At 69.1% G+C, this 12,940-nt stretch carries 11 protein-coding genes; 8 read left to right on the top strand and 3 right to left on the bottom strand.

What is annotated here, in order from left to right; translation table 11 throughout:
• The first annotated feature begins 44 nt into the window (after positions 1-44).
• The 5 genes from motA to V7D63_RS02165 all read left to right on the top strand — a co-directional run bounded on the left by motA (position 45) and on the right by V7D63_RS02165 (position 4,155).
• A complete protein-coding gene (gene motA / locus V7D63_RS02185; RefSeq protein WP_333590609.1) occupies positions 45-914 on the top strand; it encodes a flagellar motor stator protein MotA in 870 nt (289 codons plus the stop codon).
• Positions 915-1,073: 159 nt separating this feature from the next.
• Positions 1,074-1,313, top strand: coding sequence for a hypothetical protein (locus V7D63_RS02180; protein WP_333590608.1), 240 nt, complete (start codon positions 1,074-1,076; stop codon positions 1,311-1,313).
• Between the two features lie 198 nt (positions 1,314-1,511).
• A complete protein-coding gene (locus V7D63_RS02175) occupies positions 1,512-1,778 on the top strand; it encodes a hypothetical protein (RefSeq protein WP_333590607.1) in 267 nt (88 codons plus the stop codon).
• A gap of 138 nt (positions 1,779-1,916) precedes the next feature.
• The gene (mnmC, locus tag V7D63_RS02170) at positions 1,917-3,713 is read left to right on the top strand and encodes an FAD-dependent 5-carboxymethylaminomethyl-2-thiouridine(34) oxidoreductase MnmC (RefSeq protein WP_333590606.1); all 1,797 of its coding nucleotides are present in this window, start codon (positions 1,917-1,919) and stop codon (positions 3,711-3,713) included.
• 28 nt (positions 3,714-3,741) lie between these two features.
• Positions 3,742-4,155 (top strand): DUF6491 family protein, encoded by a 414-nt coding sequence (locus tag V7D63_RS02165; protein ID WP_333590605.1) that lies wholly within the window; start codon positions 3,742-3,744, stop codon positions 4,153-4,155.
• A gap of 5 nt (positions 4,156-4,160) precedes the next feature.
• Here the strand turns inward: V7D63_RS02165 and scpA are convergent, their stop codons facing one another.
• Positions 4,161-6,308 (bottom strand): methylmalonyl-CoA mutase, encoded by a 2,148-nt coding sequence (gene scpA, locus V7D63_RS02160; protein ID WP_333590604.1) that lies wholly within the window; start codon positions 6,306-6,308, stop codon positions 4,161-4,163.
• The gene (locus tag V7D63_RS02155) at positions 6,305-7,690 is read right to left on the bottom strand and encodes a methylmalonyl-CoA mutase family protein (protein ID WP_333590603.1); all 1,386 of its coding nucleotides are present in this window, start codon (positions 7,688-7,690) and stop codon (positions 6,305-6,307) included. The genes scpA and V7D63_RS02155 overlap by 4 nt, the downstream gene beginning before the upstream one ends.
• A gap of 133 nt (positions 7,691-7,823) precedes the next feature.
• Between V7D63_RS02155 and V7D63_RS02150 the strand changes: the two genes are divergently transcribed.
• From V7D63_RS02150 to V7D63_RS02140, 3 genes are all read left to right on the top strand, one after another.
• The gene (locus V7D63_RS02150) at positions 7,824-8,399 is read left to right on the top strand and encodes a helix-turn-helix domain-containing protein (RefSeq protein ID WP_333590602.1); all 576 of its coding nucleotides are present in this window, start codon (positions 7,824-7,826) and stop codon (positions 8,397-8,399) included.
• Positions 8,400-8,720: 321 nt separating this feature from the next.
• Positions 8,721-8,951 (top strand): hypothetical protein, encoded by a 231-nt coding sequence (locus tag V7D63_RS02145; protein WP_333590601.1) that lies wholly within the window; start codon positions 8,721-8,723, stop codon positions 8,949-8,951.
• The gene (locus V7D63_RS02140) at positions 8,941-9,339 is read left to right on the top strand and encodes a MarR family winged helix-turn-helix transcriptional regulator (protein ID WP_333590600.1); all 399 of its coding nucleotides are present in this window, start codon (positions 8,941-8,943) and stop codon (positions 9,337-9,339) included. The genes V7D63_RS02145 and V7D63_RS02140 overlap by 11 nt, the downstream gene beginning before the upstream one ends.
• Positions 9,340-9,551: 212 nt before the next feature.
• Here V7D63_RS02140 and V7D63_RS02135 read toward each other — a convergent pair whose 3' ends face one another.
• Positions 9,552-12,803: a TonB-dependent receptor domain-containing protein gene (locus V7D63_RS02135; RefSeq protein WP_333590599.1), complete on the bottom strand. Its 3,252-nt coding sequence runs from the start codon at positions 12,801-12,803 to the stop codon at positions 9,552-9,554.
• Positions 12,804-12,940: the final 137 nt, after the last annotated feature.

Here is a 12,940-nt window from a genome sequence, read left to right as displayed (position 1 = left end):
AACGGCGATTTTCGGCGTCTCTCTTCGCGTCGGGCCGCCCCCATATGTTTCAGATCATCGGCATCGTGCTGCTCTTCGGCATGGTCTTCGGCAGCTATCTGCTGGCCGGGGGCAAGATGGCGGTCATCCTGCACTCGCTGCCGTTCGAGCTGATGGGCATCGGCGGTTCGGGCCTGGCGGCCTTCATCATCGGCAACTCCATGGGGACCATCAAGGCGACCCTGGGCGGGTTCGGCCGCATCTTCGGCGGCAACAAATGGAAGAAGCAGGACTACAAGGACCTGCTGTCGCTGTTGTTCCAACTGACCAAGACGATGAAGTCCAAGGGCGTGATCGCCCTGGAGAGCCACATCGAGAAACCGGCCGAGAGCACCATCTTCCAGAAATATCCCAAGGTGCTGAAGGACCATTTCGCCGTCGACTTCATCTGCGACACCCTGCGGATGATGACCATGAACCTCGAGGATCCGCACCAGATCGAGGACGCCATGGAAAAGCAGCTCGAAAAGCACCACCACGAGGCCCTGGCCGGCGCCCACGCCTTGCAGAACCTGGCCGACGCCCTGCCCGCCCTGGGCATCGTCATCGCCGTTCTGGGGGTCATCAAGACCATGGGTTCGATCACCGAGCCGCCGGAAATCCTGGGCGGCATGATCGGCGGCGCCCTGGTCGGCACCTTCCTGGGCGTGTTCCTGGCCTATGGCCTGATCGGCCCGTTCGCCAACCGGCTGAAGGACATCATCGAAGGCGACGGCGCCTATTATAAGATCATCCAGTCGGTGCTGGTGGCCCACCTGCACGGCAACGCCGCCCAGATTTCGGTCGAAATCGGCCGCGGCGACATCCCCTCCAGCGCCCAGCCGTCCTTCATGGAGATGGAAGAGGCCCTGTCGGCGGCCCCCGCCGAGGCCTGACGAACCGCGCCGAATCCGCCCGAACGGCGGCGATTCAGGCCCGCGGACGCGCGATTCCCTGTGGAATTGAACGGCCGGACCTTGCATCCGACCTCACGGACGCGTTACCGATAGGCTGAAAGCTCGAGCTTTCGCTGATTCCAACCCTAGGATTCCATCATGCGCATCACCGCTCTGATCGCCGCCTCGGCCGCCGCTCTGGCCCTGGCCGCTTGCCAACCCGCCGCCGAAGAAAAGACCGAAGCCGCCGCCGCTGACGCCGCTGCCGCTCCGGCCGCCGACGCCGCCGCCGCCGCTCCGGCCGCCGACGCCGCCATGGCTCCGGCTGCTGACGCCGCCGCCGCTGCTCCGGCCGCTGACGCCGCCGCCGCTCCGGCCGCTCCGGCTCCGGCTCACTAAGCCTTACGGTTCAGACGCCCGTTCGCGGGCGTTTGGGGAAAGGGGTCGCTTCGGCGGCCCCTTTTTTCGTGCGCGTCTTCGCCCGGCGGCCGATCACGACTCCGTGAGAATTCCCCTTGCGCACCTCCTCACGATTCCGTTATCAAGAGGGTGCGGGGAGTTCATGACCTCGCATAACCTTCTGAAGGACATCCCCCCATGCGCATCACCGCTCTGATCGCCGCCTCGGCCGCCGCTCTGGCCCTGGCCGCCTGCCAACCCGCCGCCGCCGACAAGGCTGAAGACGCCGCCGCCGCCGCCGACACGGCCGCTGACGCCGCCGTCGCCGCTGACGCCGCCGCCACCGACGCCGCCGCCGCCGCTGGCGAAGCCGCCGCCGCCGCCACGGCTCCGGCCGCTGACGCCGCCGCTGCTCCGGCCGCTGCCGCTCCGGCCGCCCCGGCTGCCCCGGCCGCCGCTCACTAAGAGCGACACGCCGTTCGGACCTTCGGGTCCAGACGAGAAGGGCCGTCCCGAAAGGGGCGGCCCTTTTTCGTCGCCCGCCTCTCAGAGACTTCGGCGAGCGCGATTCAACGCGACCGCCGAATGGGCTAAACCCCGGCCATGACCGACGACCGCTCGCCGCACCTGATCTGGACGCCCGAGGGCGCGCCCCGGTCGGGCCGGTTCGACGACGTCTATTTCTCACGCGAGGACGGGCTGGCCGAGAGCCGGGCGGTGTTCCTGGCGGGGTGCGGCCTGCCCCAGGCCTGGCGCGGGCGGCGCGACTTCACCGTCGGCGAGCTGGGGTTCGGCACCGGATTGAACATCGCCGCCCTGCTGGACCTGTGGCGGCGCGAGGGACCGCCCGACGGGCGGCTGCACGTCTTTTCCATCGAGGGCTTCCCCCTGAGCCGTGACGAGGCCGCCCAGGCCCTGGGCGCCTGGCCCGAGATCGCCGAGGCGGTCCAGGCCCTTTTGGCCGCCTGGCCCGCCGCAACGCCCGGCTTTCACCGGCTGGACCTGCCCGGCTTTCGCGCCAGCCTGGATCTGGCGGTCGGCGAGGCGGCCTGGGCGCTGGATCAGTGGCGCGGCCGGGCCGACGCCTGGTTCCTGGACGGTTTCGCCCCCTCGACCAATCCCGGCATGTGGTCCGACGCCGTGCTGGACGGCGTGCGGGCGCGTTCGGCGCCGGGCGCGCGCCTGGCCACCTTCACCGTCGCGGGCGCGGTGCGGCGGGGTCTGGCCGAGCGCGGCTTCGCGGTCGACAAACGCCCCGGCCACGGCCGCAAGCGCGAACGGCTGGAGGCCCGGCTGCCGGGGGAGGCGCCGGACAGTCCCGGCGGCCGCGTGGCCGTGATCGGCGCGGGCGTGGCCGGGACGGCGACGGCGCGGGCGCTGAAGGCCCTGGGCCGCGACGTCGTGGTGGTCGAGACCGAGGCGCCGGGCGCGGGCGGATCGGGTTTTCCCGCCGGCCTGGTCACGCCCCGGCTGGACGCGGGCGACGCCGGGATCGCCGGTCTTTACGCCCAGGCGCTGGCGCGCGCCGGAACCCTGTACCGCCGGGTCGACGGCGCGGTCACGGCCGAGGGGGTGCTGCAGTTGCAAGGCGCCCCGCGCGACGCCGTCCGCTTCGACAAGGTGGCGGCCCAGGCGATCTGGCCCGAGGGGGCGATGCGGCCGCTGGACGCGGGTCAGACCGGGACGAGGCTGGACGAGACATCGACCGTCGGCGGGCTGGACATGGCGGGCGCCCTGGCCGTGCGGCCCAAGGTCGTGCTGCACGCCTGGCTGGACGGGATCGCCGTTCTGACGGGCCGAGTGGATCGGATCGAGACCGCGGGCGACGGCTGGCGCCTGCTGGACGCCGACGGCGGCCTGATGGCCGAGATCGCCCAGGTGGTGATCGCCGCCGGCTGGGGGACCGACGCCCTGGCGCCCGCGCTGAAGCTGAAACCCGTGCGCGGCCAGGCCGACTGGATTTCGGGCGTCGCCCCGCCGGGCGCCGTCGCCTGGGGCGGCTATGTCGTTCCGACCGAGGACGGCCTGTTGTTCGGGGCGACGCACGACCGGGGCGACGTCGGAACCGACACGCGGCCCGAAGCCAGCGCCGACAATCGGCGAAAACTGGCCGAACGCCTGCCGGGCCTCGCGGCGCGGATCGGGGGGCTGGAGAGCCGGTCACGCGCCGCCGTGCGGGCGACGACGGCCGACCGCCTGCCCCTGGCCGGAGCGATCGCGCCGGGCCTGTTCGTGCTGACCGGCCTGGGGTCGCGCGGCCTGTGCCTGGCGCCGCTGCTGGGCGAACATCTGGCGGCGGTGATGAGCGGGACGCCCAGCCCCCTGCCCGGCGACCTTGTCACACGGATTGATCCCCAACGGATCACGCAACCGACCGCGCGTTCAGACGCTGGGCTATAGAGGGGTCTCAGTTGATCGGGAGTACGTCATGCGCCGTCTGACCACCGCCGTCCTGTCCACCGCCGCCGTCGCCATGGCCGCCTGCGCGCCCACCCCAGCCGGAAGCGCCATGAACGGTCCCGAGCGCGCGCCGCGCGCCTGTTTCGCCGTCAGCCAGGTCACCAATTTCCGCGCCGGCGAGAACCAGACCCTGTATCTGCGCGCCGGGCGGACGGGCGTGTTCGAGTTGCAGACCGTCGGCTGGTGCCGCGATCTGGACTGGGCCAACGCCCTGGCGATCACGTCCGAGTTCGGCGGCGGCTCGCGCCTGTGTACGGGCGATCCGGTGCAGATCGTCTATGCCGGGGGCGGGGCCATGCCCAACGGCCCGTGCCGCGCCCGCGTGACGCGCCAGTTGACCGCCGCCGAGATCGAGGCCCTGCCGGGATCGTCGCGGCCTTAGGGGCGTCAGCCCTTCTGGGCGTAGCCCAGGCGGATGTTCAGCTTTTCGATCAGGTCCGCCGCCGTCTCGGCCACCACCGAGCCGGGCGGATAGACGGCGGCCACCCCGGCGTCGAGCAGGGGCTGGACGTCGGCGGGCGGAATGACGCCGCCCACCACCACCACGATGTCTTCGCGGCCCAGCCGTTTCAGCTCGGCGATCAGGGCGGGCGCCAGGCTGAGATGCCCGGCCGCCAGGGACGAGGCGCCGACGGCGTGGACGTTCTGCTCGACCGCCTGACGCGCGGCCTCTTGCGGCGTCTGGAACAGCGGCCCGGCGACGGCGTCCAGCCCCAGGTCGGCATAGCCGGTGGCGACCACCTTCTGGCCCCGGTCATGGCCGTCCTGGCCCAGTTTGGCGATCAGGATGCGCGGCGGCCCCCCGTCGTTCTCGACGAAGGCGGCGACCATCTGGCGAGCGCGGGCCACGCGCGGTTCGTCGCCCGCCGCCGCGCCATAGACGCCGCGCACCGTCTTCACCTCGGCGACGTGACGGCCGAAGGCGGCCTCCAGGGCGTCGGAGATCTCGCCCACCGTGGCCTTGGCGCGGGCGGCCTGGACCGCCAGCTCCAACAGGTTGGCGTTTCCGCGCGCGCCGGTCGTCAGGGCGGTCAGGGCGGCGTCGACGGCGGCGGGATCACGCTCGGCGCGCAGGCGCCGCAGCTTCTCTATCTGGGCGGCGCGGACCTGGGCGTTGTCGACCTTCAGCACCGGAATGTCGTCGGGCGCGTCGGACAGATAGGCGTTCACGCCCACGACCGTCTGTCGGCCGGTGTCGATGCGGGCCTGGGTCTTGGCCGCGGCCTCTTCGATGCGCAGCTTGGGCACGCCGGTCTCGATGGCCCTGGCCATGCCGCCCAGAGCCTCGACCTCGGCCATGTGCGCGCGGGCGCGTTGGGCCAGATCGTGCGTCAGCCGCTCGACGTAGAGGCTGCCGCCCCAGGGGTCGATGACGCCGGTGATCCCGGTCTCGTTCTGGATCAGAAGCTGCGTGTTGCGGGCGATCCGGGCCGAAAAGTCGGTCGGCAGGGCCAGCGCCTCGTCCAGAGAATTGGTGTGCAGGCTCTGGGTCTGGCCCGCCGCCGCCGCCATGGCCTCGACCATGGTGCGCGGCACGTTGTTGAACACGTCCTGAGCCGCCAGCGACCAGCCCGAGGTCTGGCAGTGGGCGCGCAGGGCCAGGGATTTCGGATCGGTCGGTTGAAACTCGGACTGGATCGCCTCGGCCCACAGTAGGCGGGCGGCCCGCATCTTGGCCGTCTCCATGAAGTAGTTCATGCCGATGGCCCAGAAGAACGACAGGCGCGGCGCGAACCGGTCCACCGGCATCCCCGCGGCGACCCCGGCGCGGACGTATTCGACGCCGTCGGCCAGGGTGTAGGCCAGCTCCAGATCCGCCGAGGCCCCGGCCTCCTGCATATGATAGCCGCTGATCGAGATGGAGTTGAATTTCGGCGCGTGCTCGGCCGTCCAGGCGAAGATGTCCGAGATGATCCGCATCGAGGGTCCGGGCGGATAGATGTAGGTGTTGCGGACCATGAACTCCTTGAGGATGTCGTTCTGGATGGTCCCGGTCAGGGCCGCATGCGGCGCGCCCTGCTCTTCCGCCGCCACGACATAGAGGGCCAGGACCGGCAGGACAGCGCCGTTCATGGTCATGGACACCGACATCCGGTCCAAGGGGATGCCGTCGAACAGGGTCCGCATGTCCAGGATGGAGTCGATCGCCACGCCCGCCATGCCGACATCGCCCGCCACGCGCGGATGGTCGGAATCGTAGCCGCGGTGCGTCGCCAGATCGAAGGCGATCGACAGCCCCTTCTGCCCCGCCGCCAGATTGCGCCGGTAGAAGGCGTTGGATTCCTCGGCCGTCGAGAAGCCCGCGTACTGGCGCACCGTCCAGGGGTTGGACGCATACATGGTCGGATAGGGACCGCGCAGATAGGGGGCGATCCCCGGCAGGCCCTGGATGAAGTCCAGCCCGTCGCGCGCGGCAGGGTCGAAGGCCGAGGGAATGTCGATCCCCTCGGGCGTGGCCCAGGTCTCGCGCGGCGCGGCGGCCGGAAGCGACGACAGGTCCAGCGGCGCGGCGGCGAAATCGAACAGACGGCTCATGCCCCGGTCCCTTCAAAGGCTTCGGCCCAACGGACGGGGGTCAGGGGGACGCAAGCGTCGCCAGGCGACGGAGCGGCGGGTTCGCGCGGCGCGGCCGTGGCCGGGCGCGGCTCGGGATCGACGAAACGATTGACGCCGATCAGCACCGCGCCGCCTTCCGCATAGGCCGCTTCGCGCGCGGATCGGGCCTGGGCCACGCGCGACTGGATCGTTCCGGCCTTCAGGGCGGCGACCAGGCCGCCTTCGGTCTCGATGCGCTGGAACTCGGCCCAGCCGGCCTGGGCCAGGTCGCGGGTGCGGGCGTCCAGGAACCAGGACCCGGCGGCCGGATCGTCGACCCGGCCCAGATGCGCCTCTTCCATCAGCACCAGTTGCGTATTGCGCGCCAGGCGGCGGGCGAAGGCGTCGGGCGCGCCGACGGCGGCCGTGAAACCGTCCAGGATCACCGCGTCGGCGCCGCCCACGGCCCCCGCGAAGCCCGCCGCCGTCAGCCGCAGCAGATTGGGCCAGGGATCGCGCGCGCCCAGCATCCGGCCCGACGACCGCGCCTCGATGATCGCCGCCGTCTCCACGCCCGCCGCCCGGGCGAACGCGCGCCACATCAGGCGCGCGGCCCGCAGCTTGGCCACCCCGTCCAGATATTCGGCATCGACCGACAGGCCCAGGACGGTCCCAGCCAGGGTCCGCTCGACCGACAGGCCCGCCTCGGTCCCCGCACGCAGCCAGTCCGCCGCCGAGGCCAGGGCGAAGCCCAGCTCCTGGCCGATCGTCCCGCCCGCCTCGTGCGCCGCGCGGCCCGAGGCCAGGAACAGGGTCGCGGCCGGATACGGCTGGGCGTGGCGCGCCGCCGTGGCCGCCGCCTGGGCGACCTCGGTCTCTATCGCGCGGGGCGCGCCGCCGTCGCGGGCGAAGGCCGAGACCGGATCGAGATGCAGCATCAGGCGGGCGCGAGGCGACCCCTTGGCGGCGACCGCCAGAGCGCCGGCGGCCAGGGCGCCCTGGACCCCCGCGTCGAGACCGATCGGCGCCAGCTCCAGCGCCACGCCCTCCAGCGCCCTGGACAGGACATCGGGATCGGCCAGGGCCGCGCCGGTCAGGACGGCCGAGGCGGCCCCGCCGTTCAGTTCATCCAGGATGGCGGCGTTGGTCTGAACCGGCGCCTCCGCCTCGACCAGGACCCGCAGATCCCAGGCCCGCCCCTCGACGCGGCTCGGGCGCGGCGCCGACAGAACGGGCGCGCCGCCGTCCACGTACAGGGATGCGATCTCCAGCCCGTCGCCGTCCGTGCGCGAAAGTCCTTCCAGGGGCGCGTCCTTCAACGCCTTGCGCGCCAGGGCGGTCCAGCGGTCGAGGGTCGGCAAAGGGAAGTGGGCGGCGGTCATGGGTGCTCCGAAACCTGCGTCCCCGGTAGCCGAGACCGGCGTCCTTCGTCCAGTTCGCGTCGGATGTCACCGGTTGACAAGCGCCCGCTCGGCAGGACACGAAGCACAGGCGCAAGATTACGAAACGGTAACAATGAAAACCGACGCATCGGAAATCGACCTGATCGCCGACCCCGCTCAGATCCGTTGTCTGGCCGGCGCCCGTCGGTACGACATCCTGTCCCGGCTGCAGATCGCCGGCGCCTTGTCGGTGCGCGAACTGGCCGAATGGCTGGGGGCCAAACCCTCGGCCCTGTATCACCATATCCAGCAACTGCTGGATGCGGACCTGATCCGCACCGACGGACACCGCGTGGTCAACCGGCGACGCGAACAACTGTACGCCGCCCGCTCGCCGCGCATGGGCATCAGCCGCGATCTGAAACTGCCGGCCGTGCGCGACAGCCTGACCGAGGTGGCCGCCGCCTTCTCGCGCCAGACCGAACGCGATTTCCGCCGCGGCTTCGCCGAGAGCACGGTCCAGGCCTCGGGTCCGGGGCGGGCCTTGGGCTTCGGCCGGGCCTTCGGACGACCGGACGCCGCGCGGTTGAAGCGGATCAACGCCCTGCTGGACGAGGCCACCGCCCTGATGGCCCAGGACGACGGCGAGACCGGATCGGCCGTGGTGCTGAGCTGGGCGCTGACCCCCGCCCTGCGCGGGGACGACTGAGGCGGAGAACCGCCGCCCGGCCAGAAACGAAGAACGTTAAATCTTATTCAGAATGAGATGCAGGTGTTGATCCGTCCGAAACGGAGGATCAAGATCATGCATCACGTGCATATTTGCAAACGATGCACGCACCGTACGGCTGATTGCATAGATTAGCTTAGCCGTTTGCTTGCTCGCGATAAGATTTACATAGACGCAAGCTTCGATCATTACGCCGATTTAAGCAAAATCTATTCAATTTTAGAGCAATTCTTGTGATACAGAGGGTGTAATTGGCAATGTTCTCATTGCCTTCTGTATTAGAGACCCGAAAGGTGACACATGAAATTGCGCGCGACGATCGTCATCGACATCGATGCGGCCGATTTCGTTGAAGCGGCCGACCATCAGCGCACCATCGAAGGCTTCCTGATCGATCTGAAGCGGAACTACGGCGACGCCGCCCTGGACTTCCGTGAAAGCCGCACCACGCGCCGCGGCCGCCAGAAGGCGCCGTCCCGTCTGCTGCCGCAAAGCCAGGCCGTGGGCCGCATGAGGCCCTATGTCGATTGAGACCGAGCTTCGGGCCGACGTCGCGCCGGTGTCGGCCGGGCGTCGGCGCGACGCGGTTCTGGCCGCGCTGGAGATCTTCCGCGCCCTGGACGTCGGCATCACCACCAACAACATCGTGACCTTCCTCTATCTCTGCGAGAACGAGGGGATCAGCGTCACCGAACTGGCGGCCTTGGCGGGCTTGAACCCGGCCACGGCCTCGCGCTCGATCCGCTCTCTGGCGGCGCCGGGCGCGCGCTGGTCCTTGCCGCCGCACCTGGGCCTGATCGAGGTGCTGGGCTACGGCGCCAGCCGCAATTCCAAGACCCTGCGCCTGACGCCCCTGGGCGTCGAGGTCCGCGACCGCGTCAACGCCTTGATCGAACAGGGCGTCCGCATCGAATCCTGATCCCGGCGCCGCGCCCGCCGCGCCTCTATGGGCCGCTCCTTCGCGGGGGCGGCCTTTTCGTGCGCCGCATCCGTTGAACAGAAGGGGCTGCGGGCGCGGATCGGTCGTGCGCCAGGAACCGACGCCCGCACCGCGGGGCGCCCCCCCGCACATAGAAAAAGGGGCGGCTCTGACGAGCCGCCCCAGGCGTTCCAGTGATGCCTTTGGGGGGCTTACCAGACCTTGTAGTTGAAGTTGACGAAGAAGCGTCGGCCGAACATGTCGAAGTTGTCGTTGGTGTTGCGGCCCAGCCAGTGCGCCGGTTCGGCGTCGAAGGCGTTGACCACGCCGGCGCGGACCCGCAGGTCGTCGTTCACCTGATAGGCCATCGTGAAGTCGTGCTGGCTGAAGTCGCCGGTCTCCAGATATTTGCGCGAGGCGCGCAGATCCAGATTGGCCACCAGGGCGTCGGCGTCGCCGATCTCCTGGCTGCCCTGCCAGTCCCAATCCCACGACACGGTCAGGCGATCGCTGGGCTGCCACGAGACCGTCGACAGGAACCGCACATAGGGCGAACCGATGCCGTCCTCGTAGTCGGTCGAATCCGTCGGATCGCCGATGTTGACGAAGTCATGCTGCTCGATCGTGTAGGAGCCGCGCAGGTTCCAGTTGATGCGGCCCCAGTCCTGGCCGATCACATCGACGATGTCGAAGCGGTATTTGGCTGAGAAGTCGACGCCTTCCGCGGTCAGCTTGGCGTAGTTCAGCGAACCTTCGATGAAGGTCGAGATCATCCAGGTGGTCGGATCGCGCGTGATGGTGTCGCACGCCGCCTGGTTGATCGTATTGCCGTTCACGCACTGGACCGCGTTCTGAAGCCCGGTGGTGGTGTCGATCGCGTCGTCGATCTCGATCTTGTAGTAGTCCAGCACCAGCGAGAAGTTGGGGAAGTACGACGGCGTCCACACCACCGAGGCGGTGAAGGAGTCCGAGGTTTCCGGGACCAGGAACGGGTTGCCGCCGCTCAGGCCCGAGGTGCCGACCGTGCTGTAGGTCGGTTGGAAGGCGTCCGGCGCCGAAGGATCGTTGAACGAGAAGTTGAAGCCCGCCGCCAGCGACAGGGCGCGGCAGTTGGCGCGGCGGTTGGCCTGGGCCGTCGGGTCCGCGACCGCATTGATCACGGTCACGACGCAAGGGTCGTTGCCCAGGAAGTTGCGGAACGTCTCGCCCGCCGGCTCGTACAGTTCGCCCAGATCCGGCACGCGGATGGCCGTGTTCTGGGTGAAGCGGAACAGCAGGTCGTCGATCGGACGCCAGGAGGCCTGGATCGAATAGGTGTCCTGGATGCCGACGGTGGTGTAGTCGGCGGTGCGATAGGCGCCCGAGATTTCGGCCGAACGGCCCAGCCAGCTATCCTGGAACAGCGGCACGCGCAGTTCGATGAAGGCTTCGCGCGTCTCGTAGGACACGGCCGGGAAGTCCGGGCCTTCGTTCAGGAACAGCATGCGGCCGCCCGAGGGAGCGCTGCGGCCGGTGCCCGAGGTGGTTTCCTTGCGGCTTTCGACGCCCATGGCGAAGCCGATCGGGCCGGCGCCCCAGAAGTCCCACAGCTCGCCGGACATGAAGCCCAGGAAGTCCTGCTGGCGGTTCTGATCCGTCACCCGGATGGTGGCGTTGATGTAGTTCAGGGCCGCGTCCGAGAAGCCGCCTTCGCCGAAGATGCGCACGGGCACGCAGTCGTTGACCACGGCGCCCTGGCGCGAATAGCCCGAGACGTCCGGCGCCGGCGTGCCCTGGGCGCGCAGAAGCTGCACGCGGCAGACGATCTCGCCCGGACGGCCGTGGACGATGCCGGCGGTGTCGACCACAGCATCGGCCGCAGCCTGCATGCGGATGGAGTCCGCCCCCATTTCGGCGTTCTCGTTGTTCATCTCGCCGTAGGTGTAGCCGACTTCCCAGTTCAGGTTCTTGATGAAGCCGACGTCGCCCGCGTCGCCGCGCAGACCCAGGACATAGCGTTGCAGATTGCGGTTGTTCAGTTGCGACCGCGTGGTCGGATACGACTTATGCTGAGCGCGCGGGTCGGCGACGGTCGAGGTGACCACGCCGGCCGCGTTGAAGGTCTGGCGCATGTTGTTCTGGATCGCCAGGCGCACGTTGGACGGCAGATAGGCGTTGTCCAGGCCGATCTCGAACACGTTCGAGGACGAGATGCCCCCCATGGTTCCGGGCGCCAGTTGGCGGATGTTGAAGTCGTAGAAGGTGCGCTGGCCTTCGTCGTAGGTCTCTTCCTCGGCGTATTTGGCCTCACCGAAGGCGGTGACGTTGTCCGACAGATCCCAGGTGAAGCCCGCCTGGGCGCGCCATTCCTCGGACTGCGGCAAACGCGAGGCGCCGCCCTGATCGGTGTTGAGGGGCTGGCCGTTGCCGCCGTTGGAGATGATGCGGTTGCCGGTGCCCTGACGGATCGAACCGAACACCAGGGCCTCGGACTGGCCCTGGTTGTTATAGACGAAGGCGTTGTTCGGATTGTTCGACGGCGCGACGTAGAAGCAGCCGGCCGAGAAGGTCACGGCAGAACAGGTCACGGCCGTCACGTCCGGGTCGCTGGCCGGGGACGGCTGGACGCCGGTAGCCAGGATGGTGATGCCGCCGCGGCCCGGACCACGCTGGAAGGTGCGGGCGTTGTTGATCAGGATGGCGTCGGTCACGCCGTCGTTGTTCGGCGTCGTGGGATCGGCGTCGACGGCGAGCAGGGTCCAGCCTTCGCGCAGCCAGTCCATGTCGGCGTCGATGACCTGATCGTTCTCCTTGTACTCACCCGTCAGATAGACGTTCAGGGTGTCGTCGAACAGGTTTTCGCCCCACAGGAAGCCGATGCGCTTGGAGGTCTGGCCGTCCTGGTTGATCTGCGAATAGGCGCCATCGATCTCCAGGCCTTCGTAGTCGTCCTTCAGGATGAAGTTGACCACGCCCGACACGGCGTCCGCGCCGTAGACCGAGGCGGCGCCGCCGGTGATGACCTCGACGTTCTCGATCAACAGACGCGGGATGGTGTCGACATCGACCGCCAGCGAGGCGGGGGCCGAACCGACGTGACGACGGCCGTTGACCAGCACCAGGGTGCGCGCCGCGCCCAGGCCGCGCAGGTTCAGCAGCGACAGGCCGCCGTCGTTCAGGTTCGAGCCGGTGGTGTCTTCCGGCACCTGCGAGAAGGTCAGGGCCGGGATGTCGGCCAGATAGTCGACGACGTTGGCCTCGCCCGACTGGTCCATCTCTTCGCGGGTGATCTGGATCAGCGGCGTCGGGGCGGTGGTGGCGTCGCGGCGGATGCGCGAGCCGGTGACCACGACCTCCTCGACCTGAGAGGCGGTCCCGGCCGGGTCCTGGGCGGCGGCGACGGCGGGCAGGGCGCCCAGGCCCATGGCGACGGTCGCACCGGCGATCATGGTGGTGTTCAGCAGTCTGGATTTCGTGATGGCCACTTGAGGCTCCCCCAATATCGAACGGCGCCGACATTCGGGCGCTTGGGGTCACAATATTGTCTTGCTTCACACTAGCAACGAGAAAGCTTCATTTGTGACACGTTGCTGATCCAATTGATGCGCAGCGATCACAAGTT

The organism is Brevundimonas sp., assembly GCF_036732845.1.
Lineage (GTDB): Bacteria > Pseudomonadota > Alphaproteobacteria > Caulobacterales > Caulobacteraceae > Brevundimonas.
Note: the sequence above shows the minus strand (reverse complement) of the source record. Positions and strands in the feature narration are given on the sequence as shown.

What these genes read in the sequence shown, in the direction of transcription:
- motA (WP_333590609.1), top strand. Translation starts at nt 45, where the DNA reads ATGTTTCAGATCATCGGCATCGTGCTGCTCTTCGGCATGGTCTTCGGC.
- V7D63_RS02180 (WP_333590608.1), top strand. Translation starts at nt 1,074, where the DNA reads ATGCGCATCACCGCTCTGATCGCCGCCTCGGCCGCCGCTCTGGCCCTG.
- V7D63_RS02175 (WP_333590607.1), top strand. Translation starts at nt 1,512, where the DNA reads ATGCGCATCACCGCTCTGATCGCCGCCTCGGCCGCCGCTCTGGCCCTG.
- mnmC (WP_333590606.1), top strand. Translation starts at nt 1,917, where the DNA reads ATGACCGACGACCGCTCGCCGCACCTGATCTGGACGCCCGAGGGCGCG.
- V7D63_RS02165 (WP_333590605.1), top strand. Translation starts at nt 3,742, where the DNA reads ATGCGCCGTCTGACCACCGCCGTCCTGTCCACCGCCGCCGTCGCCATG.
- scpA (WP_333590604.1), bottom strand. Translation starts at nt 6,308, where the DNA reads ATGAGCCGTCTGTTCGATTTCGCCGCCGCGCCGCTGGACCTGTCGTCG.
- V7D63_RS02155 (WP_333590603.1), bottom strand. Translation starts at nt 7,690, where the DNA reads ATGACCGCCGCCCACTTCCCTTTGCCGACCCTCGACCGCTGGACCGCC.
- V7D63_RS02150 (WP_333590602.1), top strand. Translation starts at nt 7,824, where the DNA reads ATGAAAACCGACGCATCGGAAATCGACCTGATCGCCGACCCCGCTCAG.
- V7D63_RS02145 (WP_333590601.1), top strand. Translation starts at nt 8,721, where the DNA reads ATGAAATTGCGCGCGACGATCGTCATCGACATCGATGCGGCCGATTTC.
- V7D63_RS02140 (WP_333590600.1), top strand. Translation starts at nt 8,941, where the DNA reads ATGTCGATTGAGACCGAGCTTCGGGCCGACGTCGCGCCGGTGTCGGCC.